The organism is Pseudomonas sp. 20-5, assembly GCF_056782835.1.
The window spans coordinates 5,924,143-5,949,504 of the sequence record NZ_CM165584.1; the positions used below are offsets into that span (position 1 = coordinate 5,924,143).

The 25,362-nt window shown below is 67.8% G+C and carries 25 protein-coding genes and 1 other RNA gene; 11 read left to right on the forward strand and 15 right to left on the reverse strand.

Annotated features, from left to right (window positions below):
* Nucleotide 1: 1 nt before the first annotated feature.
* Both AC1RB9_RS27305 and AC1RB9_RS27310 read right to left on the reverse strand, forming a co-directional pair.
* Nucleotides 2-1,270, reverse strand: a complete 1,269-nt coding sequence (locus AC1RB9_RS27305; RefSeq protein ID WP_003100079.1) for an inorganic phosphate transporter — start codon at nucleotides 1,268-1,270, stop codon at nucleotides 2-4.
* 44 nt (nucleotides 1,271-1,314) lie between these two features.
* A complete protein-coding gene (locus AC1RB9_RS27310) occupies nucleotides 1,315-1,992 on the reverse strand; it encodes a TIGR00153 family protein (protein WP_003100081.1) in 678 nt (225 codons plus the stop codon).
* 113 nt (nucleotides 1,993-2,105) lie between these two features.
* Here AC1RB9_RS27310 and AC1RB9_RS27315 point away from each other — a divergent pair, with 113 nt between their 5' ends.
* The 4 genes from AC1RB9_RS27315 to AC1RB9_RS27330 all read left to right on the forward strand — a co-directional run bounded on the left by AC1RB9_RS27315 (nucleotide 2,106) and on the right by AC1RB9_RS27330 (nucleotide 6,427).
* Nucleotides 2,106-3,470, forward strand: coding sequence for a CYTH domain-containing protein (locus AC1RB9_RS27315; protein ID WP_003457774.1), 1,365 nt, complete (start codon nucleotides 2,106-2,108; stop codon nucleotides 3,468-3,470).
* Between the two features lie 37 nt (nucleotides 3,471-3,507).
* On the forward strand, nucleotides 3,508-5,292 hold the full coding sequence (tfpB, locus tag AC1RB9_RS27320; RefSeq protein WP_003096276.1) for a type IV pilus assembly ATPase TfpB: 1,785 nt from the start codon (nucleotides 3,508-3,510) through the stop codon (nucleotides 5,290-5,292).
* Between the two features lie 221 nt (nucleotides 5,293-5,513).
* On the forward strand, nucleotides 5,514-5,966 hold the full coding sequence (locus AC1RB9_RS27325; protein ID WP_003107402.1) for an NfeD family protein: 453 nt from the start codon (nucleotides 5,514-5,516) through the stop codon (nucleotides 5,964-5,966).
* Between the two features lie 131 nt (nucleotides 5,967-6,097).
* A complete protein-coding gene (locus AC1RB9_RS27330) occupies nucleotides 6,098-6,427 on the forward strand; it encodes a DUF2388 domain-containing protein (protein WP_003096280.1) in 330 nt (109 codons plus the stop codon).
* A gap of 34 nt (nucleotides 6,428-6,461) precedes the next feature.
* Here the strand turns inward: AC1RB9_RS27330 and gcvP are convergent, their stop codons facing one another.
* From gcvP to AC1RB9_RS27360, 6 genes are all read right to left on the reverse strand, one after another.
* On the reverse strand, nucleotides 6,462-9,338 hold the full coding sequence (gene gcvP / locus AC1RB9_RS27335) for an aminomethyl-transferring glycine dehydrogenase (protein ID WP_003457778.1): 2,877 nt from the start codon (nucleotides 9,336-9,338) through the stop codon (nucleotides 6,462-6,464).
* A 173-nt stretch (nucleotides 9,339-9,511) separates the two neighbouring features.
* The gene (gene gcvH / locus AC1RB9_RS27340; RefSeq protein ID WP_003107397.1) at nucleotides 9,512-9,901 is read right to left on the reverse strand and encodes a glycine cleavage system protein GcvH; all 390 of its coding nucleotides are present in this window, start codon (nucleotides 9,899-9,901) and stop codon (nucleotides 9,512-9,514) included.
* A 46-nt stretch (nucleotides 9,902-9,947) separates the two neighbouring features.
* Complete coding sequence (gcvT, locus tag AC1RB9_RS27345) at nucleotides 9,948-11,030, reverse strand: glycine cleavage system aminomethyltransferase GcvT (RefSeq protein WP_003114049.1); 1,083 nt, start codon at nucleotides 11,028-11,030, stop codon at nucleotides 9,948-9,950.
* Nucleotides 11,031-11,180: 150 nt separating this feature from the next.
* Complete coding sequence (locus AC1RB9_RS27350; RefSeq protein ID WP_003099178.1) at nucleotides 11,181-12,800, reverse strand: ABC transporter permease; 1,620 nt, start codon at nucleotides 12,798-12,800, stop codon at nucleotides 11,181-11,183.
* Between the two features lie 67 nt (nucleotides 12,801-12,867).
* Complete coding sequence (locus tag AC1RB9_RS27355) at nucleotides 12,868-13,866, reverse strand: extracellular solute-binding protein (RefSeq protein ID WP_003457783.1); 999 nt, start codon at nucleotides 13,864-13,866, stop codon at nucleotides 12,868-12,870.
* A gap of 67 nt (nucleotides 13,867-13,933) precedes the next feature.
* Nucleotides 13,934-14,848 carry a LysR family transcriptional regulator gene (locus tag AC1RB9_RS27360; protein WP_003099180.1) on the reverse strand — a complete coding sequence of 305 codons (915 nt, stop codon included), beginning with the start codon at nucleotides 14,846-14,848 and terminating at the stop codon, nucleotides 13,934-13,936.
* A gap of 96 nt (nucleotides 14,849-14,944) precedes the next feature.
* Here AC1RB9_RS27360 and AC1RB9_RS27365 point away from each other — a divergent pair, with 96 nt between their 5' ends.
* A complete protein-coding gene (locus AC1RB9_RS27365; RefSeq protein WP_003114048.1) occupies nucleotides 14,945-16,138 on the forward strand; it encodes an MFS transporter in 1,194 nt (397 codons plus the stop codon).
* Nucleotides 16,139-16,176: 38 nt separating this feature from the next.
* Complete coding sequence (locus AC1RB9_RS27370; protein ID WP_003118038.1) at nucleotides 16,177-16,998, forward strand: hypothetical protein; 822 nt, start codon at nucleotides 16,177-16,179, stop codon at nucleotides 16,996-16,998.
* A 36-nt stretch (nucleotides 16,999-17,034) separates the two neighbouring features.
* Here AC1RB9_RS27370 and AC1RB9_RS27375 read toward each other — a convergent pair whose 3' ends face one another.
* The 5 genes from AC1RB9_RS27375 to AC1RB9_RS27395 are packed head-to-tail and all read right to left on the reverse strand — an operon-like array spanning nucleotide 17,035 to nucleotide 21,858.
* Nucleotides 17,035-18,252, reverse strand: coding sequence for a 2-octaprenyl-3-methyl-6-methoxy-1,4-benzoquinol hydroxylase (locus tag AC1RB9_RS27375; RefSeq protein WP_003120388.1), 1,218 nt, complete (start codon nucleotides 18,250-18,252; stop codon nucleotides 17,035-17,037).
* 28 nt (nucleotides 18,253-18,280) lie between these two features.
* Entirely contained in the window at nucleotides 18,281-18,763 is a 483-nt protein-coding gene (locus tag AC1RB9_RS27380) for a hotdog fold domain-containing protein (RefSeq protein ID WP_003099189.1), read from the reverse strand.
* A 4-nt stretch (nucleotides 18,764-18,767) separates the two neighbouring features.
* Nucleotides 18,768-19,952: a 2-octaprenyl-6-methoxyphenyl hydroxylase gene (gene ubiH / locus AC1RB9_RS27385; protein ID WP_003099190.1), complete on the reverse strand. Its 1,185-nt coding sequence runs from the start codon at nucleotides 19,950-19,952 to the stop codon at nucleotides 18,768-18,770.
* 7 nt (nucleotides 19,953-19,959) lie between these two features.
* On the reverse strand, nucleotides 19,960-21,294 hold the full coding sequence (gene pepP, locus AC1RB9_RS27390; RefSeq protein ID WP_003114045.1) for a Xaa-Pro aminopeptidase: 1,335 nt from the start codon (nucleotides 21,292-21,294) through the stop codon (nucleotides 19,960-19,962).
* A gap of 9 nt (nucleotides 21,295-21,303) precedes the next feature.
* On the reverse strand, nucleotides 21,304-21,858 hold the full coding sequence (locus AC1RB9_RS27395; protein WP_003099193.1) for a YecA/YgfB family protein: 555 nt from the start codon (nucleotides 21,856-21,858) through the stop codon (nucleotides 21,304-21,306).
* A 188-nt stretch (nucleotides 21,859-22,046) separates the two neighbouring features.
* Between AC1RB9_RS27395 and AC1RB9_RS27400 the strand changes: the two genes are divergently transcribed.
* The 4 genes from AC1RB9_RS27400 to AC1RB9_RS27415 all read left to right on the forward strand — a co-directional run bounded on the left by AC1RB9_RS27400 (nucleotide 22,047) and on the right by AC1RB9_RS27415 (nucleotide 23,400).
* Nucleotides 22,047-22,256 (forward strand): TIGR02449 family protein, encoded by a 210-nt coding sequence (locus AC1RB9_RS27400; RefSeq protein ID WP_003096314.1) that lies wholly within the window; start codon nucleotides 22,047-22,049, stop codon nucleotides 22,254-22,256.
* Nucleotides 22,253-22,567, forward strand: a complete 315-nt coding sequence (locus AC1RB9_RS27405) for a cell division protein ZapA (protein ID WP_003096316.1) — start codon at nucleotides 22,253-22,255, stop codon at nucleotides 22,565-22,567. Before AC1RB9_RS27400 ends, AC1RB9_RS27405 begins: the two co-directional genes overlap by 4 nt.
* 33 nt (nucleotides 22,568-22,600) lie before the next feature.
* Nucleotides 22,601-22,779, forward strand: a non-coding RNA gene (ssrS, locus tag AC1RB9_RS27410) — 6S RNA.
* Nucleotides 22,780-22,788: 9 nt separating this feature from the next.
* Nucleotides 22,789-23,400: a 5-formyltetrahydrofolate cyclo-ligase gene (locus AC1RB9_RS27415; RefSeq protein ID WP_003096321.1), complete on the forward strand. Its 612-nt coding sequence runs from the start codon at nucleotides 22,789-22,791 to the stop codon at nucleotides 23,398-23,400.
* A 50-nt stretch (nucleotides 23,401-23,450) separates the two neighbouring features.
* Here AC1RB9_RS27415 and AC1RB9_RS27420 read toward each other — a convergent pair whose 3' ends face one another.
* Nucleotides 23,451-23,582 (reverse strand): hypothetical protein, encoded by a 132-nt coding sequence (locus AC1RB9_RS27420; protein WP_003096323.1) that lies wholly within the window; start codon nucleotides 23,580-23,582, stop codon nucleotides 23,451-23,453.
* Nucleotides 23,583-23,766: 184 nt separating this feature from the next.
* On the opposite strand from AC1RB9_RS27420, the gene AC1RB9_RS27425 reads away from it, so the two are divergent.
* The gene (locus AC1RB9_RS27425) at nucleotides 23,767-24,225 is read left to right on the forward strand and encodes an EVE domain-containing protein (protein ID WP_003114044.1); all 459 of its coding nucleotides are present in this window, start codon (nucleotides 23,767-23,769) and stop codon (nucleotides 24,223-24,225) included.
* Nucleotides 24,226-24,234: 9 nt separating this feature from the next.
* Here AC1RB9_RS27425 and AC1RB9_RS27430 read toward each other — a convergent pair whose 3' ends face one another.
* The gene (locus AC1RB9_RS27430; RefSeq protein ID WP_003457791.1) at nucleotides 24,235-25,359 is read right to left on the reverse strand and encodes an ABC transporter permease; all 1,125 of its coding nucleotides are present in this window, start codon (nucleotides 25,357-25,359) and stop codon (nucleotides 24,235-24,237) included.
* Nucleotides 25,360-25,362: the final 3 nt, after the last annotated feature.

The following is a 25,362-nucleotide window of genomic DNA, read 5'->3' on the forward strand; positions in this document are numbered from 1 at the left end:
CTCAGGCGCCGAACAGCGCGCGCAGGACCAGGAAGAACAGGATCGCCAGCACCGCGCCGGCCGGCAGGGTCACTACCCAGGACAGGAAGATCGAGCCGATCACCCGCAGGTTGAGCGCGCCGATGCCGCGCGCCATGCCGATGCCGAGCACCGCGCCGACCAGGGTATGGGTGGTGGATACCGGCAGGCCGATGGCCGAGGCGCCAACCACCGTGGAGGCGGTCGCCAGCTCGGCGGCGAAGCCGCGGCTGGGGGTCAGCTCGGTGATCTCCCGGCCGATGGTGGCGATCACCCGGTAGCCATAGGTAGCCAGGCCGATGACGATGCCCACCGCGCCCAGCAGCAGTACCCAGGACGGCACCGGCGAACGGCTCACCAGATCCAGGTCGCCGCCGGCCTGGACCACCGCGACGACCGCCGCCACCGGGCCGATGGCGTTGGCCACGTCGTTGGCACCATGGGCGAAAGCCATGGAGCAGGCGGTGAAGATCATCAGCACCGCGAAGACCCGCTCGACGCTGGCGAAGCCGCCACGCGGATCGGCTCCGCCAGTGGGTCGGATACGCAACAGCAGGACGATACCCAGGCCCATCACCAGGCCGCCGGCGAGCAACGCCAGACCCAGCGTCTGGAGGCCGGAAAGCTCCAGGCCGACATGCTTCAGGCCCTTGCCGACGGTCATCAGCGCGACCATGAAGCCCGCCAGGAACATGTACAGCGGCACGTAGCGGCGCGCGCTGCGGAACGGGTCCTCGGCATGCAGTACCAGCCACTGCACGCTCCTGAACAGGGCGAAGGCGAGCAGCCCGGACAGCACCGGCGTCACCACCCAACTGGCGACGATCGGGCCGATCGCGCCCCAGTGCACCGCGTGCACCGAGACACCGACCGAGGCGAAGCCGATGATCGCGCCGACGATGGAGTGGGTGGTCGACACCGGCCAGCCCTTGATCGTCGCCAGCAACAGCCAGACCCCGGCGGCCAGCAAGGCCGAGAGCATGCCGAAGACCAGCAGGTCGGGGGTCATGTACTGCGGGTCGACGATGCCGCTCCTGATCGTTTCGGTGACTTCGCCACCAGCGAAATAGGCACCGCAGAACTCGAAGACCATGGCCACCAGGATCGCCTGGCGGATGGTCAGAGCGCGCGAGCCCACCGAAGTGCCCATGGCGTTGGCGACGTCGTTGGCGCCGACGCCCCAGGCCATGAAGAAACCGAACAGGCAGGCGAGTACGAGGAAGGCGAAGCCGTGGTCGGCGATCAGGGACATGGGCGGTATCCGTGTGCAGGCAGGGTCGGAAAGAAGACTGGCGCTCACCGCGCCAGCAATTGCTCCAGGCGGTTGCCGACCCGCTGGGCGCGGTCGGCGACATCGCCGATCCATTCGATGATCTGGTAGAGGAACATCACGTCCACCGGCGGCAGCTCGCTTTCCAGACGGAACAGCTCGCGGCGTACCTCGACCTGGATGCGGTCGGTATCGTTCTCGATCGCCTCGAGTTCCTCCACCATGCTCTCCACCAGGCTGGTCTCGCGCCCGCCGAAGCCGGTCTCGAGCAGTTCGTTGAGTTCGTTGACCACCCGCAACGCCTGGGCGCTGGCGTCCACCGAGCGCTGCACATAGGCGAGCATCTGGCCCTGTAGCGGCAACGGGATGCGCATGCGCCGGCCCAGCATCAGCCCGACGATGTCCTTGGCGCGATTGGCGACTTTGTCCTGTACACTGAGCAGCTCCAACAGATCGGAGCGCGGCACCGGAAGGAACAGGCTCTTGGGCAGGTGCATCCGGACGTTCTTCTTCAGCCGATCGGCTTCCTGCTCCAGTCGCACCATGTCCTGCTGAACCTGTTCGACCTGCGCCCAGTCCTCGGCGATCACCGCGCGGAAGAACGGCAACAGGCCGGCCGCGCATTCGTGGGCCTTGGCGATGTGCTGCTGCATCGGCCCGATCGGCGAACGGCCGAACAGGCTGATGAACGGATTGGTCGGCATGGAACGCCTCCCTGGTGGAAATGCCGAAAAGTATAGGCCACCCACCCCGCGCGCCTTTGATCTGGAACACCTTCACCCGCGGACGCCTGGCGTCCCGAGCCGGACATCGCCCCATGCAGAAAGAAACCGAAATCAAACTCCGCGTCAGCCGCGCCACCCTGGAAGCCTTGCAGGAGCACCCGTTGCTGAAGAAGCGCAACAAATCGGGCTGGGAGCGCCGCGAACTGTACAACCAGTACTACGACACCCCCGGCCGCGAGCTGGCCCGGGCCAAGGTCGCGCTGCGCATGCGCCGCGACGGCAAGCAGTACATCCAGACGCTGAAAAGCCGCGGGCAGAGCGTGGCCGGGTTGTCCGAACGCAACGAGTGGGACTGGTACCTGGAAAAGAACAAGCTCGACCTGAAGAAACTCGACGACAAGTGCTGGCCGGCGGCCCTCAAGGATCTCGACAAGAAGCAGCTCAAGCCGATCTTCAGCACCGACTTCGTCCGCCAGCGCGCCGAGATCGCCTGGGGCCGCGGCAAGGCCAGGGTAGTCGTGGAGGCGGCGCTCGACCTGGGCAAGGTGGTCGCCGGCGACAACCAGGAGGAAATCTGCGAACTGGAGCTGGAACTGCGCCAGGGCGATGCCGCCGCGCTGCTGGAGCTGGCCGCGGAACTGGCCGCCGACCTGCCGCTGATGCCCTGCGACATCAGCAAGGCCGAGCGCGGCTACCGCCTGTTCGACCCGAACAGCTACGAGGTCGATCCCCCGGCCCAGAAACTGCTGGCGGAAACCCCGCTGGACGGTGCCTTCGCCGCCATCGCCTGGTACCTGCTCGGCAGCAGCCAGCGACTGGCCGAACAGTATCGCTTCAACGGCCACTGGCGCCTGCTGGAGGACTGGCTGCAACACCTGCAGGACCTGCGCACCCTGCTCGGCAGCCTCGGCCAGGCGGTGCCACGCGCCAGCAGTCGCGAGCTGCGCGAAGCGCTGGACGCTCTCCTCGCCGACTGGGCGCCGCGCATCGAGCGCGGCCGTGACGACGAGACGCTACGCCAGCAGGCGCCGCAACTGTTCCGCGGCGAACTCGACGAGACCCGCTGGGGCCTGTTCTCCCTGAATGCCTCGCGCTGGCTGCTGGCCAAGGCCTGGACCGAGTCGCGCAACGAGCGCGGCAACCGCCAGGGCTCTGCCGCGCTGGGCAAGTGGCTGCTGCGCAGCCTTGCCGAAGAAGCCCAGGCCACGCCGCTGGCGCGCGCCCACCAGCATCCCGAGCTGCTCCCCGACCAAGCGCCGCGCCTGCAGCGCATGCTTACCTGGTTGCGCCTGGCGCGCGGCGTGCTCGACCTGCCGGAAGCCGACCGCCTCTACGGCGAACTGGCCAAGTTGCTGGAGCTGCTGCGGCAACCTGTCGATGCCGAGCGCCTGGCTGCCCGCGCCACGCAGGCCCATACTGTGCTGACGCTCAAACCCTGGAAGGCGCTGATGAAATAAGCTTCGCCGCTACCGCCATCATCCGAAGGGAGTCTGCATGTCCGTGTTCGCCACCGCCGCCCAGGACCGCCTGCTGGACCTCGGCGACCTGCTCCGCGAGCTGGTCGCCCAGGGCCGGGTCGGGCAGGAGCAGGCCGAACAGTGCCTGGCGATCCGCCGCAGCGCGGTGCGCAACCAGCAGCATCCGCTGGAGTTCCTCGCCGCGCAGCAGGTCGAGGATCTCAAGCGCCCCGGACGCAAGCTCGACCTGGAGACCCTCACCCAGTGGCTGGCCGAGTACGCCGGCCAGCCCTACCTGCGCATCGACCCGCTGAAGATCGACGTCGCCGCGGTGACTCCGCTGATGTCCTACGCCTTCGCCCAGCGCCATGGCATCCTCGCCGTCGCGCTGAGTCCGGAGGAAGTCACCATCGCCAGCGCCCAGCCCTTCGTACAGGGCTGGGAAAGCAACCTGGTGCATGTGCTCAAGCGACCGATCAAGCGGGTGGTGGCGAACCCGGCGGACATCCAGCGCTACACCGTCGAGTTCTTCCGCCTGGCCCGCTCGGTCAGCGGCGCCACCTCGCCGGACCAGAAGATCAGCGGCGTCGGCAACTTCGAGCAGTTGCTCAACCTCGGCGCCGCCGACCAGGAGCCGGACGCCAACGACGCGCACATCGTCACCATCGTCGACTGGCTGTTCCAGTACGCCTTCCAGCAGCGCGCCAGCGACATCCACATCGAGCCGCGCCGCGAGCAGGGCACCGTGCGCTTCCGTATCGACGGCGTGCTGCACAACGTCTACCAGTTCCCGCCGCAGGTGACCATGGCGGTGGTCAGCCGCCTGAAGTCGCTGGGACGGATGAACGTGGCGGAGAAACGCAAGCCGCAGGACGGCCGGGTCAAGACCAAGACCCCGGACGGCGCCGAGGTGGAGCTGCGCCTGTCGACCCTGCCCACCGCCTTCGGCGAGAAGATGGTGATGCGCATCTTCGACCCCGAGGTGCTGCTCAAGAGCTTCGACCAGCTCGGCTTCTCCGCCGACGACCTGCGCCGCTGGCAGAGCATGACCAGCCAGCCCAACGGCATCATCCTGGTCACCGGCCCCACCGGCTCGGGCAAGACCACCACGCTCTACACCACGCTCAAGCAACTGGCCACCGATGAGGTGAACGTCTGCACCATCGAGGACCCGATCGAGATGATCGAGCCCTCGTTCAACCAGATGCAGGTCCAGCACAACATCGACCTGACCTTCGCCAGCGGAGTACGCGCCCTGCTGCGGCAGGACCCGGACATCATCATGGTCGGCGAGATCCGCGACCTGGAGACCGCCGAGATGGCGATCCAGGCGGCGCTCACCGGGCACCTGGTGCTCTCCACCCTGCACACCAACGACTCCCCCACGGCGATCACCCGCCTGCTCGAACTGGGCGTACCCTACTACCTGATCCGCGCCACGGTGCTAGGGGTCATGGCCCAACGCCTGGTGCGCACGCTCTGCCCGCACTGCAAGGCGCCGATGCAACTGGCGGACAGCGACTGGCACGAACTGACCCGCCCCTGGAGCGCCCCGCCGCCCAGCGGCGCGCACCAGGCCGTGGGTTGCCTGGAGTGCCGCGACACCGGCTATCGCGGGCGCGCCGGCGTCTATGAAATCATGCTGCTCAGCGATAGCCTGAAAGAACTGATCACCGCCGACACCGACCTGGTCGCCCTACGCCGCCAGGCGTACAAGGAAGGCACCCGCAGCCTGCGCCTGTCCGGCGCGCAGAAGGTCGCCGCAGGTATCAGTACGCTGGAGGAAGTACTGCGGGTGACCCCGCAGAGCGAACAGAAGTAGCGGCACATCCCGTCGGCGGAGTTCCGACGGTTGCACGGCACAACGCCGGACGGGCCTGCCAGGCCCACAGACAAGGATGTAGACGATGACGAGCGTTCCCCCCGCCGTCCCCGCGCCGACGCTCCCCAGCCGCGGCGCACCGCACCTGCGGCGAGCCGCGAGCGGCGTCCCTGGCTCGATGTGGCTCGGCCGGCCGCCGAGCCGGCGCTGAGGGCCGGCCGATGGAAATCCTGCTGCTACGCCTGGACTTCTGGGACTGGCTGGCCTTCGGTACCGTCCTCCTGCTCCTGGAAATCTTCGGTGCCGGCGGCTATCTGCTGCGGGTCGGCCTCACCGCCGCTTGTGTCGGTGCGCTCGGCGCGCTCCTGCCGGGACTGGCCTGGCCTTGGCAGGTAGGGCTGTTCGTCCTGCTCTCCGGGCTGGTCGCCGCCTTGCATCGACGCCGTCGCCGCAAGGCCGGTAGCGTCGAGGAAACGCCAGGGTTGCAGCGACGCGGCGACGACCTGTTCGGCCGCACCTTTCCCTTGCACCGGGCGATCGTCGGCGGGCTCGGCGAGCTGCGCGTCGAGGACGCGTCGTGGCTGGTCAGCGGTCCCGACCTGCCGCGCGGCGCCCTGGTCCGGGTCACCGGCCAGGACGGCGCCCTGCTGCACGTCGAGCCTGCCGCGCCCTGAATCGCTGTAGCTCCCGGCCGGCGGGGGCTGTACGGCAGCGGAAAAAGCGACCGGACGGTCATCCCCGCTGGAACTCCGGGACGGCAAACGCGATCTGATGTAACACGCAGCCCCCTATCAGGAGTTCCCCCATGCGTTCCGTCAAACTCGCCGCCGCCACCCTGGTCATCGCCGCCCTGCCGCTGGGCTCGGCCATGGCCGATACCTTCTGGCGCAACATCATTTCCTCGGGTGCCACCACGGCCTCCACCTACCTGACCTTCCGCCACGACCACAAGCTGATCGTCGCCGCGCAGGACGACGCCGGCAGCTACATCGCCAGCGACGGCGCGATCCGCGGGCCGTACCTGGAAGCCGCCCTGCAGAAGCTGCGCAACGACAACCCGGACCTGCAGGCCAGCGACATGGAACTGGCCAGCGCGATCCTCGCCGGCGGCGAGCAGTCCGCCGTCCAGCAGTAGGCCACGGCGACCTCGCCTCCGCCCGGAGGCGAGGTCACTCGCGGTAGTCGTCCAGCGGCACGCAGGCGCAGAACAGGTTGCGGTCGCCGTAGACGTTGTCCACCCGGTTAACCGCCGGCCAGTACTTGAACGCCCGCGCATGTTCGCTCGGGGTCACTGCCTCGGCGATCTCGTAGGGTCTCTGCCAGATCCCGGTGACGTCGGCCAGGGTATGCGGCGCCCGTTTCAGCGGGTTGTCCTCCGCCGGCCAGGCGCCGCTCTCCACCTTGCCGATCTCGGCCCTGATGCTCAGCATCGCCTCGACGAAACGATCCAGCTCCGCCTTCGACTCGCTCTCGGTCGGCTCCACCATCAGCGTGCCCGGCACCGGGAAGGACATGGTCGGGGCGTGGAAGCCGTAGTCCATCAGGCGCTTGGCCACGTCTTCCTCGGTTATCCCGGTCTGCGCCTTGAGCGGTCGCAGGTCGAGGATGCATTCGTGGGCGACGCGCTCGTTGCGCCCGCGGTAGAGCACCGGGAACGCCCCGTCCAGGCGGTTCGCCAGGTAGTTGGCGGAGAGGATCGCCACCTCGCTGGCGTCGGCCAGCTGCGGGCCCATCATGGCGATGTACATCCAACTGATCGGCAGGATGCTGGCGCTGCCCCAGGGCGCCGCGCTGACCGCGTCGTTCAGCGGGTTCGGCCCTTCGACGCGGATCACCGGATGGTTGGCGACGAACGGCGCCAGGTGCCGCTTGACCCCGATCGGCCCCATGCCCGGCCCGCCACCACCATGGGGGATGCAGAAGGTCTTGTGCAGGTTCATGTGCGAGACGTCCGCGCCGATGTCCGCCGGTCGCGCCAGGCCGACCTGGGCGTTGAGGTTGGCGCCGTCCATGTAGACCTGGCCGCCGTGGCGGTGGACCACTTCGCAGATCTCGCCTATCCCCTCTTCGTAGACGCCGTGGGTCGAGGGATAGGTGATCATCAGGCAGGACAGCCGGTCGCCCGCCTCGGCCGCCTTGAGGCGCAGGTCGTCGAGGTCGACGTTGCCGCAGGGATCGCACTCGACGATCACCACCCGCATGCTGGCCATGATCGCCGAGGCCGGGTTGGTGCCATGCGCCGATGCGGGGATCAGGCAGATGTCGCGCTGGCTATCGCCGCGGCTCTGGTGGTAGCGGCGGATCGCCAGCAACCCGGCATATTCGCCCTGTGCTCCCGAGTTCGGCTGCATGCAGATGGCGTCGAAGCCGGTGATCGCCCGCAGCCAGGCTTCCAGTTCGTCGATCATGCGGCGATAGCCCTCGGCCTGCTCGCGCGGCACGAACGGATGCAGTTCGGCGAATTCCGGCCAGGTGATGGGGATCATTTCGCTGCTGGCGTTGAGCTTCATGGTGCAGGAGCCGAGCGGGATCATCGCCTGGTTCAGCGCCAGGTCCTTGCCTTCCAGCTGGCGCAGGTAGCGAAGCATCTCGGTCTCGCTGTGGTGGGCGTTGAACACCGGATGCTGCAGGTAGGCCGAAGTGCGTTGCAGGACCGCCGGGATGCCGTCGGCCACCGCCCCGCCATCCAGGTGCGCGACATCCAGCCCGTGGCCGGCGCCGAGGAAGATCTCGAACAGGGTCGCCAGGGTCGCCGCGTCACAGGTTTCGTCGAGGCTCAGGGCCAGCCGCCGGTCGTCGACCACGCGCAGGTTGACCCGTGCCGCCCGCGCCCGTTCGAGGATCGCCGCCTGACGCTCGCCGACCTCGTAGGTCAGGGTGTCGAAGAAGTGCCGGTTGAGCCGCCGCAGTCCCTTGCTTTCCAGGCCCACCGCCAGCAGCGCGGTCAGGCGCTGGACGCGTTGGGCGATGCGTTTCAGCTCCTGCGGCCCATGGTAGACGGCATACAGCGAAGCAATGTTGGCCAGCAGCACCTGGGCGGTGCAGATGTTCGAGTTGGCCTTTTCCCGACGGATGTGCTGCTCGCGGGTTTGCAGGGCCATGCGCAACGCCGGGTTGCCGCGGGCGTCGCGGGAAACGCCGATGATCCGCCCCGGCATTGCCCGCTTGTACCCTTCGCGGGTGGCGAAGAACGCCGCGTGCGGCCCGCCGTAGCCCATCGGTACGCCAAAGCGCTGGGCGCTGCCGAGCACCACGTCGGCACCGAGTTCCCCCGGCGGGGTCAGCAACAACAGGGCGAGCAGGTCGCTGGCGACGCAAGCCAGCGCCTGTTGGCCGTGCAACGCCTCGATAAGCGGGCGCAGGTCGCGGATCTCGCCGCGACTGTCCGGGTATTGCAGCAAGGCGCCGAACACCGCGTGGGCGGCAAGATTGTCCGGCTCGTCGACGACCAGCTCGAAACCGAACGCCTCGGCGCGGGTACGCAACACCGAAACGGTCTGCGGATGGCAATGCGCATCGACGAAGAACCGGTTGCTCCTGGCCTTTGCCACCCGCCTGGCCAGGGCCATGGCCTCGGCGGCGGCGGTGGCTTCGTCGAGCAGCGAGGCGCTGGCCAGGTCGAGTCCGGTGAGGTCGATGGTCAGTTGCTGGAAATTCAGCAGCGCTTCCAGGCGGCCCTGGGCGATTTCCGGCTGGTAGGGCGTATAGGCGGTGTACCAGCCGGGATTCTCCAGCACGTTGCGGAGGATCACCGGCGGCGTCACTGTGCCGTAGTAGCCCATGCCGATCAGGCTGGTCCAGCGCTGGTTGAGCCCGGCATAGCCGCGCAGGCGCGCCAGGGCGGCCTGTTCGTCGAGCGCGGCGGGCAGTTCCAGCGGCCGGTTGAGGCGGATCGCCGGCGGCACCGTCTGCACGATCAGTTCGGCGCGAGTGGAAACTCCGAGGAAGTCCAGCATGGCCTGCTGTTCCGCCGGATCGGGGCCGAGGTGGCGGCGCAGGAAGGCATCGGCGGGCTGGAGCTGGGCGAGGGACGGCGTCTGCGACATGGCTTCGGTCTCGTTGGGGGCGGCATCGCCCTGCCAGCGATCGTCGCCGAACGGATATCGAATGAGAAAGCAACGACGGCGAAAACGCATTTCGCCGCTGCAAAAAGAACAAAGCCTCGAATGATCGAGGCCTTGTCCAAGGATAGCGGGTTTTGTCGCGACTACGCGGCGGCTCAGCCTTCCGCGTCGACGGCGGCCTGGTAGCCAGCGGCATCGAGCAGCTTGTCCAGCTCGGCCGGATTGCTCGGCTTGAGCTTGAAGAACCAGGACGCGTACGGGTCGTTGTTGACGTCTTCCGGGGTGTCGGCCAGGGCTTCGTTGATGGCGATGACTTCGCCGCCGATCGGCGAATAGATGTCGGAGGCGGCCTTCACCGACTCGACCACGCCCGCTTCCTGCCCGGCGGCGAGGGTCTTGCCCAGCTCCGGCAGCTCGATGAAGACCACATCGCCAAGGGCTTCCTGGGCATGGTCGGAAATGCCCACGGTAACGCTGCCGTCGGCTTCCAGGCGAGCCCATTCGTGGCTCTGGGCGTAACGCAGTTCGGCGGGAATATTGCTCATCTTGTTTTCCTCGAAGTCGGGGGCGACGGCGGTCGCCATTGCCAGGTTAGATCAGGGGCTTGCCGTGACGCACGAAACTGGGCTGGACCACCCGTACCGGGTACCACTTGCCGCGGATTTCCACCTCGGCGCGGTCGCCGGTGGCGGCCGGCACGCGGGCCAGCGCGATGGACTTGTTCAGGGTAGGCGAAAAGCTGCCGCTGGTGATCTCCCCCTCACCAATGCCAGCTACCCGCACCACCTGGTGGGCGCGCAGCACGCCGCGCTCCTCCAGAACCAGGCCGACCAGCTTCGGCTGGTCGCCGGCGGCCTTCTGCGCTTCCAGCGCGCGGCGGCCGACGAAGTCCCGCGCAACCGGCTCCCAGGCTACGGTCCAGCCCATGTTGGCGGCAAGCGGGGAAACGCTTTCGTCCATGTCCTGGCCGTAGAGATTGAGCCCGGCCTCCAGGCGCAGCGTATCGCGCGCACCCAGGCCCGCCGGGGAGATCCCGGCGCCAACCAGCTCGTTGAGGAAACCCGGCGCCTCGGCGGCCGGCAGCATGATTTCCAGGCCGTCCTCGCCGGTGTAGCCGGTGCGGGCGATGAACCAGTCGCCCTCGGCACGGCCCTGGAACGGCTTGAGTTCGCGTATCAGTGCGGCGCGTGCCGGGGACACCAGTTCGGAGCTGTGCACGCGGGCGTTGGGGCCCTGGATGGCGAGCATCGCCAGGTCGCCGCGTTCCTGCAGGTCGACCTTGAAGCCGGCGGCCTGCGCCTGCATCCAGGCGATGTCCTTGTCGCGGGTGGAAGCATTGACCACCACCCGGTAGCCGTGCTCGGTCAGGTAGACGATCAGGTCGTCGACCACCCCGCCCTCTTCGTTGAGCATCGCGCTGTAGAGCGCCTTGCCGGTTTCGCCGAGACGCGCCACGTCGTTCGCCAGGAGATGCTGCAGATAGGCCGTGGCCTGCTCGCCGGCGACGTCGACCACGGTCATGTGGGACACGTCGAAGACGCCGCAGTCACGCCGAACCTGATGGTGCTCCTCGACCTGCGAACCGTAGTGCAGCGGCATGTCCCAACCGCCGAAATCGACCATCTTGGCGCCGAGCGCGACGTGCAGCTCGTAAAGCGGGGTGCGCAATCCCATGGGTATTCTCCTTCCGGGCGTAGCGGGTGCCGTCGGCAGGGACCGCCGGCACGAAATCGCGCGCATTGTAGCCGCAAGCCCCGGAGCAGGACACCATGGAAGCGTGCCGCGATCCGTGCATAGACCGTACGACCTGCATGGATACTGGGCTCAGCGATCTGAATGATGGGCAGAACGACGAATCAACCCGACCACCGGTAGCAGGCCGACCAGCACCAGGGTCAGGGCCGGCAGCGAGGCGCGCGCCCATTCGCCCTCGCTGGTCATCTCGAAGATCCGTACGGCCAGGGTGTCCCAACCGAAGGGACGCATCAGCAGGGTCGCCGGCATCTCCTTGAGCACGTCGACGAAGACCAGCAGCGCGGCGCTCAGCGAGGCCGGCAGCAACAGCGGCAGGTAGACCCGCAGGAACAGCAGCGGGCCGCCCACGCCGAGGCTGCGCGAAGCTTCCGGCAGCGACGGGCGGATCCGCGCCAGCCCGCTTTCCAGCGGCCCGTAGGCCACCGCCATGAAACGGATCAGGTAGGCCAGCAGCAGGGCGAACAGACTGCCCAGCAGCAGCGGCTTGCCGGCGCCGCCGAGGGCGCTGGAAAGCGGGATCACCCAGTGATTGTCCAGCCAGCTGAAGGCCAGCATGATCGAAACCGCCAGGACCGAGCCCGGCAGCGCATAACCGAGGTTGCCCAGGCCCACCGCGCCGCGGATAGCGCGGGTCGGCGCCAGGCGCACGGCGAAGGCCAGCAGCAGGGCCACGGCGACCGTCGCCAGCGCGGCGATGCCGCCCAGCGTCAGGGTATGGCCGATCAGGTCCCAGTAGCGCTCGTCGAGGTCGAAACGGCCCTGGCGCCAGAACCAGACAACCAGTTGCGCCACGGGAATCACGAAGGCGCAGAGGAACACCAGCCCGCACCAGGCGCTCGCCGCCAGCGCCCTGGCGCCGCGCAGGCGGTACAGCGGCGCGCCGCGCGGACGCTCGCTGGCGGCCTTGGCTCGGCCTCGCGTGTGGCGCTCGCCGAGCAGCACCAGGCATACCCCGAGCAACAATAGGCTGGCCAGCTGGGCGGCGCTGGAGAGGCTGTAGAAGCCGTACCAGGTCTTGTAGATGGCGGTGGTGAAGGTGTCGAAGTTGAACACCGATACCGCGCCGAAGTCGGCCAGGGTTTCCATCACCGCCAGCGCCAGGCCGGCGCCGATCGCCGGCCGCGCCATCGGCAGGGCGACCCGCAGGAACGCCTGCCAGGGCGACAGGCCGAGAACCCGCGCGGCTTCCATCAGGCCCTTGCCCTGGGCGATGAAGGCGCTGCGCGCGAGCAGGTAGACATAGGGATAGAACACCAGCACCAGGACCAGGATCACCCCGCCGGTGGAGCGTACGCGCGGCAACCGCAGGCCGCTGCCGAACCACTCGCGCAGCAGGCTCTGCACCGGTCCGGCGAAATCCAGCAGGCCGACGAAGACGAACGCCAGGACGTAGGCCGGGATCGCGAACGGCAACATCAGCGCCCAGTCCAGCCAGCGCCGCCCGGGGAATTCGCAGAGGCTGGTGAGCCAGGCCAGGCTGACCCCGAGCAGAGTCACGCCGATGCCGACGCCGAGCACCAGGGTCAGGGTGTTGCCGAGCAGGCGCGGCAACTGGGTATCCCACAGGTGGCTCCAGATTTCCCGGTCGATCTCCAGCCAGCTCAGCAGCAGCACGCTGAGCGGCAGCAGCACCAGCGCGGCAACGGTGAAGGTGATGGGGTACCAGCGGCGGGGAGCGGGATGGGCCACGAAATCCTCGGTGCGGAACGAACGACGCCCCGCTCGGACGAGCCGGGGCGTCGAGTATAACCGGCGGTCAGTTCCAGCCGGCGCGGTCCATCAGGCGAATCGACTCGGCCTGGCGCTTGCCGGCAACTTCCACCGGGATGCTGTCGGCCTTGAAGCTGCCCCAGCTGGCGACTTCGGCTGACGGCGCGACCTGCGGGTTGGCCGGGAATTCCTGGTTGATCCCGGCGAACAGCGCCTGGGCGTCGGGCCCGGTCATCCATTCCACCAGCGCCTTGGCTGCCTCGGGATGCGGCGCGTGGCGAGTCAGGCCGATGCCCGACAGGTTGACGTGGACGCCGCGGTCGGCCTGGTTCGGCCAGAACAGCTTGACCCGCAGGTTCGGGTTCTGCTTGTGCAGGCGCCCGTAGTAGTAGGTATTGACGATGCCGACGTCGCACTGGCCGGCGTCCACCGCCTGGATCACCGCGTTGTCGTCGGCGAATACGTCGGTGGCCAGGTTGTTCACCCAGCCCTGGAGGATTTCCTCGGTCTTCTGCGCCCCGTGGGTCTCGATCAGGGTCCCGGTCAGCGACTGGTTGTAGACCTTCTTCGCCGTGCGCAGGCACAGGCGGCCTTCCCATTGCTTGTCGGCCAGGGCTTCGTAGGTGCTCAGCTCTTCCGGCTTGACCCGCTCGGTGGAGTAGACGATGGTCCGCGCGCGCAGCGACAGTCCGGTCCAGCTATCGGTGCTGGAACGATACTGCGAGGGAATGTTCCGTTCGATGGTGGCCGACTTGAACGGTTGCAGCAGGCCCATCTGCTCGGCCTGCCAGAGGTTGCCGGCGTCCACGGTGAGCAGCAGGTCGGCCGGGGTGTTAGCGCCTTCGGCCTTGATCCGCGCCATCAGCGGCGCTTCCTTGTCGGTGATGAACTTGACCTTCACGCCGGTCTTGCTGGTGTAGGCATCGAACACCGGCTTGATCAGCTCGTCGATGCGCGAGGAATACACCACCACTTCGTCGGCGGCCTGGGCCAGGCCGGTGATGCCCAGGGCCAGGGCGGCGAGTAGAGCTTTGCTTGCCTGCATGAAGAACAGCCTCGTCAGCGGAACGTAGGCACGAATGATAAGAAATCTCGCTTGCGAACCCGCGCGACTAAATGTGTCGGGGTGTTTCGCCTGCGTCCAGGCCACCGAGGATGGCGAGGAACGCCTCCACCGCGGCGCTGCGGCCATGGCGGCGGGTGAAGACGAGGAAATCGGCCAGCGCCTCGGGCTCGGCCAGCGGGCGATAGACGACTCCGGCCCGGGCCAGCGCGGTGCTGCAACGCGGCACCAGGGCAACGCCCTGGCCGGCCGCGACCAGGGCGATGATCGAGGTGATCTGGCGTCCGGCCGGTCCCCTCGTCAGCGCCAGCCCGGCCTTCCGGTAGAGGCGCTCGATCAGTTCGTTGAGGCCGGAGCCGTAGTCCAGTGGAAACAGGATCAGCGGCCGATCACGCAGATCGTACAGGTCGATCCGCTCTTGCCGCGCCAGCGGATCGCCGTTGGGCACGGCCACCACCAGCGGCTCGCCGCCCAGGGCCAGCACCTCGATGCCGACCTGGCCTTCCGGCGGCGGCAGGCGCCCCAGCCCCACATCGATGCCGCCTTCGGCGATCTGCGCCCATTGCGCCGCCGAAGCGCCTTCGAGCAGCTCCAGTTGCACCTCCGGATGGCGCTCGCGGAACAGTCGGATCGCCTCGGTGAACAGGTCCGACAGGGCGATGGAGCTGGCGTAGCCGAGGGTCAGGTGGCCGGCCAGCCCCTGCGCCAGCTTGCGGGCGAAGCCGGCGGTGCGCTCCAGTTGGTCCAGCAGGGCGCGTGCGTAAGGCAGGAACAGGCTGCCCTCGGCGGTGAGGGTCACCGCCCGGCTGGAGCGGTCGAACAGGCGAAAGCCCAGCTCTTCCTCCAGCGCGGATATCTGCCGGGTCAAGGGCGGCTGCGCCATGTGCAGGCGCTGGGCGGCGCGGCCGAAATGCAGGGTTTCGGCAACGGCTGCGAAGCAGCGCAGGCGGCGTAGGTCGAGCATGCGGTTCCTCGGTATCGATCGGTCCTGAATCGGTATTGGCCAGCCCGTCGGGAGCGCCCCTATAACAGGGGGTTTCTCGTCCAGGCAGAGCGTTCCATGAATTCGTCCCAGGGTTTCCCCCGCCTCGCGCTGTTTCTCTGCGGTTGCGCTGCGTTCCTCAATCTCTATACCACCCAGGGCATCTTCGACGAACTGGCGGCGAGCTTCCACATCAGCGCCCATCAATCGAACTGGAGCATCACCGCCACCACCCTGGCGGTGGCTCTCGCCGCGCCCTTCGTCGGCCGACTCAGCGGCGGCCGCGAGCGCAGCCGGGTGATCGCCTTCGCCGCCAGCCTGCTCTGCGTGCCCATGCTGCTGGCCGCCCATGCCGGCAGCTTCGCCGCCTTCCTGCTCTGGCGCTTCGCCGAAGGGATGCTGATTCCCCTGCTGTTCGCCAGCAGCGTGGCCTACATCGGCGAGCGCTGGAGCGGCGGCGCGGTCATCGAGCTGACCAGCCTCTATGTCGCCGGGACCATCCTCGGCGGCTTCGCCGGACGCTTCCTCACCGGCCTGCTGACCGAGGAGTGGGATTGGCGCGTCGCCTTCCGGATCCTCGCCGGGCTGACCCTGCTCATCGCTGTCGCCATCCGTGCGCTGCTCCCTGCCAATTCTGGCAGGCACGCGCCCGCACCGGGGAAACGCCCCTTAGTATCCCGTGAACTGTTCCGGGCTCCGCTGCTGTCGTCCTACGCGGTGGGGTTCTGTGTCCTCTTTTCCCAGGTCGCCATGTTCACCTATATCGGCATCCATCTCAGCCGTCCGCCGTACAGCCTGGACACCGCTCAGCTCGGCTCGATCTACGCGGTGTTCCTCCTCGCCCTGCTGGTGATTCCCGCCAGCGGCCGCCTGGCCCGCACCCGCCCGCACCGCCAGTTGCTGCTGGGCGCATCGCTGCTGGGCGTGTGCGGCTCGCTGCTGACCCTGGCGCCGGGCCTGCCGACGATTCTCGTCGGCCTGGCCCTCAGCGCCACCGGCGTGTTCCTCGCACAGTCCACGGTCAACGCCTTCACCGCCAGCAATGCCGGGACCGACAAGGCCGGTGCCGTCGGCCTCTACCTGACCTGCTACTACGCCGGCGGCAGCCTCGGCGCGGTACTGCCGGCGCCATTCTGGGAGCGCTGGGGCTGGCCGGGCTGCCTGGGCCTGATCCTCCTGGCCCAGTTGCTGCCGTTGCTTCTGACCCGCTACGGCTGGTCCGCACCACAGGCCGAACGCGCGGCCCTGCGCGCGTCGCAAGGAAGACCGTAACCATCGCAAGAACAACAAGAACCGACAGGAGGTTAGCCATGAACCATGTCATCACCCCCCACAGCAAGCTGCTCGGCGTCATCGAGCCGGTCCTCAACGACATGCCCGCCGGAACCCTGCGCCACGCACTGTTCCGGGCCTTCTGGGACGAGACGGCGTCGTTGCTGGACATCGAGGACGCCTTCGCCCGGGTCACCGCCCGGCGCCAGGCGGTCGAGCCGCTGCGCAAGTTCTTCGCCAGTTGGTCGAAGACCAACAACTCGGCGGCCAGCGTTTCCGGACTGGCCAATCGCCTGACCCTGCTGGCCCGTTCGGAACAGGGTTCGGCAGCGGCAGACCAGCTCTATCGAGCCTGCGGCAGCCTGCAACGGATCACCGACGAAGACCTCGGCGCCCTCGGCAACACCGTGCATGCCGATCTTTTCTACACCATGGCCACCACCCTTTGCGGCGACGACCGCTGGCTGCTGCGCGAGAACTGCCTGCCTTCGGCGCAGGCGTTCAAGGACTGGACCGACCGCCAGCGCCTGCGCGAGCGCGACCTGATGCAGGGACTGCTGACCACGCTGGTACACGAGGTCTATACCCACGGCGAGGTGGAGTACATCCACCCGCTGTACAAGGAATGGTTCAGCCGCGACATGGGCGTACCCGCCGAACGCGCCCGCGCCACCGTGGCCTGGGTAACGGTGCACACCGGCGGCACCGAGAGCAATCACTTCGCCCACGCCACGGCGGCGGTGAACGCCTTCGTCGAGGCGATGGAAATCGAGGTGAACGAAGAAGCCGCGCGCAACCTGTTCGGGCTCTACCTGCGCAACAAGGCGCAGGTCATGCGTGACTGCGCGGCGCTGTTCTGAGGACTGGCGGCCCTCCCGTCAGGGGGGCCGCCCCGCTCAGACTCGTGCCAGCGACGGCAGGTCGCCGCTGAGGCCAAGCGCCTGGCGGACGAACAGCGCCTTCGCCTCGTGATGGCCGTCGACCAGGCGCAGGCCGGCGTTGCGCAGCCAGCGCAGCGGCAACCGGTCGGCCTGGAACAGGCGCTCGAAGCCTTCCATCGCCGTCATCATGCCCAGGTTGTGCGGCATCCGCCGCCGCTCGAAGCGACTCAGCACGCGTTCGTCGGCAAGCCGTTCGCCGCGCTCCAGGGCGTGCAACAGGACCTCGGACAGCACCGCCGCATCGAGGAAGCCCAGGTTCACGCCCTGTCCGGCCAGCGGGTGGATGGTGTGCGCAGCGTCGCCGACCAGCGCCAGGCCCGGCTCGACGTAACGCTTGGCGTGCCGCTGGCGCAGCGGGATGCACAGGCGCCGGTCGGCATGCAGGATGGCGCCCAGGCGCTGTTCGAAGGCTTCGCCGAGGGCGGCGCGGAAGCCATCCTCGTCCAACGCCATCAGGCGTTCTGCCTGTTCCGGGGTGGTCGACCAGACGATCGAGCACCAGTGCTCGTCGCCGCGGTCCGGCAGGGGCAGGAAGGCCAGCGGACCGTCGTCGGTGAAGCGCTGCCAGGCGGTTGCGCGGTGCGCGTTCTCGCAGCGCACGCTGGTGACGATGGCGTGGTGCAGGTAATCCCATTCGCGGGTGGCGCAGCCGGCCAGGCGGCGTACCGCCGAGTTGGCGCCGTCGGCGGCGACCACCAGCGGCGCACGCAGCTGGCGACCGTCGGCCAGGGTCAGCAGCCAGTCGTCGCCGGAGTGGCGCATCTGTTCCAGGCGCGCATTGGCCAGCAGGCCGGTGGTGGAATCGTGCAGGCGTTCCAGCAGGGCGTCCTGCACCACCCGGTTCTCGACGATATGGCCGAGTACCTCGGCGTGCACGCTGGCGGCGCTGAAGCCGATCCGCCCGGTGCCGGAGCCATCCCACACCTGCATCTCGCGATAGGGCTCGGCGCGGCGCGCGACGATGCCGTCCCAGGCATGCAGGCGCTGGAGAATCCGCCGGCTGGCTTCGGACAGCGCGCTGACCCGCGGCTCGTAGGGCGCCTCCGGCTTGAACGGCGCCACGTCGAGCGAGCCGCCGTCCACCAGCAGCACCTCCAGGCCGCTGCCCTCCAGGGCCAGGGCCAGGGCGCTACCGACCATGCCGGCGCCGACGATGACCAGATCCGCGTGCATATCCTCGTTCTCCACTCGTGGGCCCTCTTCAGGCCGCGTTCCGCAGGCGCGGCTTGAGCCGCACGTACAGGGTTTTCTGAACCCGCGCCACCAGGGTGCCGGCGTCGTCGCGCACTTCGGCGTGCAGCCGGGGCAGGTACTTCTCGCCGCCGGCGGTCCGCTCGCGGACCTCGTCGAGCAGCTTCTGGTCGATGCTGAAATGCGCATGCACCGGGCCCTTGCCCGGGCTGACGAACTCGATGTTGGCCGCCTTGTCCCAGACCACGTAGTCGCGGCCCAGGTTCTCCATCAGCATCAGCATGAAGAACGGGTCGGTCATCGCGTAGAGGCTGCCGCCGAACTGGGTGCCTACATAGTTGCGATTGAGCCGGTTCAGGCCCATGCGCACCCGAACCTCGCGGAAATCGCCAGCGATGTGCCGCACACGGATGCCCGCCCCCAGGAAGGGCGGGTAGAGATTCATGGCGAAGCGCAGCAGGCGGGCCTTGCGCGCCCTCGACCAGACCGGCATGGCGCTACAGCGGCCGCGCGCCGAGGCCCATGGCCTGGCGGGCGAACCAGCGCTTGGCCGGCGGCAGCAGGTCGAGCCCGAGCAGGCCGAGGTTGCGCCCGGCGCCGAGCAGCGCGCGGTCGTTGGAGAACAGCCGGGTCACCCGGTCGGAGAAGCCGACGGTCATCTGCTGGTCCAGGCGCTGCCCATCGAGGTAGCGCTGCAGCACGGCGAACTCGCCCAGCGGCGCGTCGTCGTGGAGCAGGGCGTCGACCAGCGCCAGGGTGTCGCGCAACGACAGGTTGAAGCCCTGGCCGGCGATGGGGTGCAGACTGTGCGCAGCGTTGCCCAGCACCACCAGGTGCGGACGCACCTGCTCGCGGGCCTCGACCAGGTGCAAGGGGTAGCAGTGCCGTGCGCCGACCTGGCGGAAGGCGCCGAGGCGGTAGCCGAAGGCAGCCTGCAGCTCGCCGAGGAAGGCCGCGTCATCGAGGCCACGCAGGCGTTCGGCGTCCTTGCCTGGGCGGGTCCAGATCAGCGCGCAACGGTTATCCGGCAACGGCAGGAGGGCCATCGGACCGCTGGGGGTGAAGCGCTCGAAGGCCTGCCCGAGGTGCGCCTCGGAGGGCGATACGTTGGCGATCAGCGCAGTCTGCCGGTACGGCGTCTGCTCCACGGCGATGCCAAGTTGTTCGCGCAGCCCGGAACGACCGCCATCGGCGAGGATCGCCAGCTCGCAATCGAGTTGCGTCTCGTCGTCGAGGGTAAGCCGGTAACCGCCCTCCCGGGCTTCCAGGGTCTTCACTTCGGCCGGGCAGTGCCAGCGCACCACCTCGGGGTCGAGCGCCTTCCACAGGCACTGGCCGAGCCAGGCGTTCTCCACCACGTAGCCCAGCGCCGGCACGCCTTCCTCGATGGCGGTCAGGCGGGTGGCGCCGAAGCGGCCGCGGTCGGAAACATGGATATGCAGGATCGGCTCGGCGCGCTCGGCGATCGCCGGCCACAGGCCGAGTCGCTCGTAGATCTGCCGGCTGCCGTAGGACAGCGCCGAAGAGCGAGCGTCGTAGCTGGGCTGGTAGGCGTTGCCGGGGGCGAAGGGTTCGATCAGCACGATCGACCAGCCGCGCTCCCGAGCGCCGGCCTGCAGGGCCAGCGCCAGCGAGGCGCCGACCAGGCCCCCGCCGATGATCGCCAGGTTGACCTTGCTCATCGTCACCTCAGGCTGCCTCGCTCTTGGCCGCGGCCATCAGCGCCTCGATCTCGGCGACGGTCTTCGGCACGCCGTTGGTCAGCACTTCGCAGCCATTGCGGGTGACCACCACGTCGTCCTCGATGCGTACGCCGATACCGCGCCACTTCTTCGCCACCGTGGTATTGTCCGGGGCGATGTAGATGCCCGGCTCGACGGTCATCGCCATGCCCGGTTCGAGCACCCGCCATTCGCCGCCGACGCGGTACTCGCCGACGTCGTGCACGTCCATCCCCAGCCAGTGGCCGGCGCGGTGCATGTAGAAAGCCTTGTAGGCCTCGTGGGCGATCAGCTCGTCGACGTCGCCCTCCAGCAGGCCCAGGCGCACCAGCCCGGCGGTGATGACCCGTACGGTGGCCTCATGGGCCTCGTTCCAGTGGCGACCGGGGGCGATGTAGTCGAACGCCGCCATGTTGGCTTCCAGCACCAGTTCGTAGATCGCCTTCTGCTCGGGACTGAAGCGGCCATTGGCGGGGAAGGTACGGGTGATGTCGCTGGCGTAGCAGTCGATCTCGCAGCCGGCATCGATCAGGATCAGGTCGCCGTCCTTGATCGCCGCATCGTTCTCGCGGTAGTGCAGGATGCAGGCGTTGCGTCCGGCGGCGACGATCGAGCCGTAGGCCGGCATCTTCGCCCCGCCCTTGCGGAACTCGTATTCCAGTTCGGCTTCCAGGTGGTACTCGAACAGCCCCGGCCGGCACACCTCCATCGCCCGGATGTGCGCCCGGGCGGAGACCTCGGCGGCGTAGCGCATGACCTTCACTTCGTTGGCGCTCTTGTACAGCCGCTGGTCGTGCAGCAGGTGGTCGAGGGCAACGAACTCGTTCGGCGGCTGCGCGCCCTGGCGGGCCTTGGAGCGGATCACGTTGATCCAGTCCATCAGCCGGCGGTCGAAGTCGGGATTGGCGCCAAGGGCGTAGTAGACCCGGTCGCGGCCTTCGATCAGGCCGGGCAGGATGTCATCGATATCGCCGATGGGAAAGGCGTCGTCGGCGCCGTACTGGCCGATCGCACCGTCCTGGCCGGCGCGCAGGCCGTCCCACAGTTCACGCTCCGGATCCCGCTCGCGGCAGAAAAGCACGTATTCGCCGTGGGCACGGCCGGGAATCAGCGCCATCACCGCCTCCGGCTCTGGGAAGCCGGTGAGGTACTGGAAGTCGCTGTCCTGGCGGTAGACATGCTCGACGTCGCGATTGCGGATGTACATCGGCGCCGCCGGCAGGATGGCGATGCTGTTGGGTTCCATCTGCGCCATCAGCGCCTTGCGCCGACGGGCGTACTCCGACTTGGGGATACGGATCATGCAGAAACCTCAGTGCAGTGAAGGCTTGGGAGCGGGCTCCAGCGGCTTGCCGCACTCGGCGAACAGCAGCAGCGGAGCGACCCGCAGGTATTCCATGACTTCCATATAGTCCGTCTCGCCGTCCTCGCTGTCTTCCAGCTGGCCCTGGACCTGGGCGATGGCGGCCATGTCCTGCAGCACTTCCTCGGCTTCGCCGGTCAGGCTGCCTTCGCGGGCGGTGAGGCCGAAACCGGCGAGGAAACCCTGGCACCATTGGCCGAGCGCCTCGGTGCGCTGGGCGAGCGGGGTTTCGTCGTCGGGCAGGAGCATGACGACGGCGACCTCGCCGGCGGAAAAGTCCTGCCGGACCATGCCGAGCAGGCCGGACAACGCGGCCTTGAGTCGTTCGCCCGGCGCGCCGCCGAGCAGTTCGGCGGCAGCGTGTTGCCAGGCGGCCTCGTCGAAGCCGGCGCCGGCGCAGACCCGACCCAGCAGATGGCCGTGCAGTTCGGCCGGCGAGACCGGCATGGCCGCCTCGGCGAGAAGGGAGGAAAAGGCGCTGTAGGCGGAATTCTGAGTGGACATCTCGGGACCCTGACGGCTGGGCGCCATTGGGGCGCTACACGTGAAATGAAGGTGGTTATCCTAGCACCGCCCGCCCCGGCAAGACCATGCGACCGGTTGCCGGCGCGCCGGCCCGGCCGGGGCATTGGCCCCGACCGGGGACGATCCTATATAGTTGTCCAATCACCCCAATTCCCAAGCGAGAGCCCATGGAAGACGCCGATCTGCAATTGTTGACGGCCAAGTTCGACCAGCTGCTCCAGAAGCTGGAACAGCTCAAGGCGGAGAACCGGCTGCTGCGGGCGAACGAAAAGTCCTGGCGCGAAGAGCGCGCTCATCTGATCGAAAAGAACGAAATGGCGAGACACAAGGTCGAAGCGATGATTTTGCGTCTGAAAGCCTTGGAGCAGGACACATGAGCCAGTCGAATACCCTCACCGTGCAGATTCTCGACAAGGAATACTGCATCAATTGCCCGGACGACGAGCGCGCCAACCTGGAAAGCGCCGCCCGTTACCTGGACGGCAAGATGCGCGAGATCCGCTCCAGCGGCAAAGTCATCGGCGCCGACCGGGTTGCCGTGATGGCCGCCCTCAACATCACCCACGACCTGCTGCACCGCAAGGAGCGCCTGGACCAGGAAAGCAGCTCGACCCGCGAGCGCGTGCGCGAACTGCTCGATCGCGTCGACCGCGCCCTGGCGAATCCGGCCGATGCCGGCGAAGCCTGACCCGGGCGCGGCCAATTCGGGTATACTGGCCTCCGCTCCCTGGTGTGTTGGCCAGTCGGTGATGTCCCTGAGCCGATAACTGCAACAACGGAGGTTGCCAGTTGGACCGGTGTGCATGTCCGCACGACGGAAAGCCTTAAGGTCTACTGCAACCGCCACCTTGAACTTTCGGGTTCAAGGGCTAACCCGACAGCGGCACGACCGGGGAGCTACCTTTCCACATGATCGAATCGCAAGACCTCAGCCGCCCGGCCCTGCGCCGCAAGCTCCGCCAGGCGCGCCGCGCGCTCTCCCCCCTGCAGCAACGCCTCGCCGCCCGCGCCCTCTATCGACAACTGGCGCAGCATCCCCTTTTCCGCCGTGCCCGCCATATCGCCCTGTACCTGCCCAACGACGGCGAGATCGACCCGCGTCCGCTGCTGCGTGCGGCGCAGAAGCGCGGCAAGGCCACCTACCTGCCGGTGCTGGCGCCCTGGCCGCGGACGCGCATGGTATTCCAGCGGGTCGGCAGCGGCGAACGCTGGACCCGCAACCGCTTCCGCATCAGCGAACCGCTGGCCGACGCCGGCCGCCAGCGCAAGGCCTGGGCGCTGGACCTGGTACTGCTGCCGCTGGTGGGGTTCGACGAACAGGGCGGGCGCCTGGGCATGGGCGGCGGCTTCTACGACCGCAGCCTGGCCTACCTGGCGAGGCGCAAAAATGGTCACAAACCGACGTTGATCGGCCTGGCCCATGAATGTCAGAAGGTGGATCGACTGGCGCTGGCCAGCTGGGACATTCCCCTGGCGGGAACGGTGACCGATGCGGGCTGGTACGTGGCAGGGAAACGCTAGGAAGGAGGGAGAACCCTGGGTACCGCGTTCCATGCGATACCCGGCGAGTCTTACGGCTGTTGCGTCACCTGGGCGGGCGTGCTGGCCTGTCGTTCCCAGAGGCTCTGGGTATAACCGGTGGTGACGACCCCAAGTCCGAAGATGATGACCAAAACCCACAGCAAGTCTGGCTTGCGCTTCATCGATTGCCTCCCCCTTCCAGGCAATTTTCGAGGCCGGTCCTTGCGATTATCTTATCGCCTGAGCACCCTGCCCCGCTGAAAAACGGCATTTTCCGATAAGCTGAAGTCATACGCAATTACACCGGCGACCGGTGGTCACGCGCAGACGTTTCCTACGTATATCTACGAAAGAGGAGCAAAGTTCATGCCTGCCTACTGGCTGATGAAATCCGAGCCGGACGAACTCTCGATCCGCGACCTGCAACGCCTCGGAACCGCCCGCTGGGATGGCGTGCGCAACTATCAGGCGCGCAACTTCATCCGCAGCATGAACCCCGGCGACCTGTTCTTCTTCTACCACTCCAGTTGCCCGCAGCCCGGCATCGCCGGTATCGCCCGCATCGAAGGCGAAGCCTACCCCGATCCCACGGCCCTGGATCCCGCCAGCCCCTACCACGACCCCAAGGCCAGCGCCGGGAAGAACCCCTGGAGCGCCCGCGACGTCAGCTTCGTCGAAGCCTTCGCCGAGGTCGTTCCACTGGCCCGGCTGAAGGCCCAGGACGCCCTGGCCAACCTCGCCCTGGTGCAGAAGGGCAGCCGCCTCTCGGTAATGCCGGTCAGCGCCGAGGAATGGCAGGCGATCCTGCCGCTGGCGAAACGCTGAAGCCATCGCTCAGGCCATCTGCGAGATGGTCCGGCGGAAACGCCAGAGCGCGCCGAAGAAGAACGCCGAACCGATCACCACGATACCGGCGAACTGCGGCCAGACGATGTCGAAACCGGCGCCGCGGAACAGGATCGCCTGGGCCAGGCTGACGAAATGCGTGGTCGGCGCCGTCAGCATGATGTTCTGCACCAGTTCCGGCATGCTTTCCCGTGGCGTGGTGCCGCCCGAAAGAATGTTCAGCGGCAGCAGCACGAGGATGGTCAACAGTCCGAGCTGCGGCATCGAACGCGCCACCGTGCCGAGGAATATGCCCATGGAGGTGGTGGCGAACAGATGCAATCCGGCGCCGAGCAGGAACAGTCCCACCGAGCCGCTGATCGGCACGTCCAGCCAGCCACGCACCACCCACTGCAACGAGAGCCCCGCCGCCACCAGCACCACCAGCCCCATCGACCAGACCTTGGCCATCATGATCTCGAAGGCCGACAGCGGCATCACCAGCAGGTGCTCGACGGTGCCGTGCTCGCGCTCGCGGATCAGCGCGGCGCCGGTGAGGATGATCGACAGCATGGTGATCTGGTTGATCACTTCCATCACCCCACCGAACCAGGCCTGGGTCAGGTTCGGGTTGAATTCCATGCGCACCTCGATCTGCGCCGGCATGCTCGGCTCCGCGCGGTAGCGGCTGACGAATTCGCGCACCTCGGTGGCGACGATGTTCTGGATGTAGCCCGCGCCAGAGAAGGCCTGCCCGGTCTGGGTCGCGTCGACGTTGACCTGGATCGAGGGCTTGCGCCCGGCGAGCACGTCGCGCTGGAAGTCCGGCGGGATATCGAGGGTGAAGGTATACAGGCCGACGTCCATGCCGCGATCCATCTCGGCATGTCCGATCATTTCCGGCGGCCGGAAGTATGGGGGCTGGAAGGCATTGACGATACGCGACGAGAGCTGCGAGCGGTCCTCGTCGACCACCGCGATCGGCGCGTGATGCAAGGTTTCCGGAATACCGGTGGCGGAACTGTAGACGCCCAGGGTGAAGGCCCAGACGATCAGTGCCAGCATCGCGTAGTCGCGGCCGAGACTGCGGAACTCCTTGATGCCCAGGTTGAAGATGTTGGCCAGGCTGCGCATCGC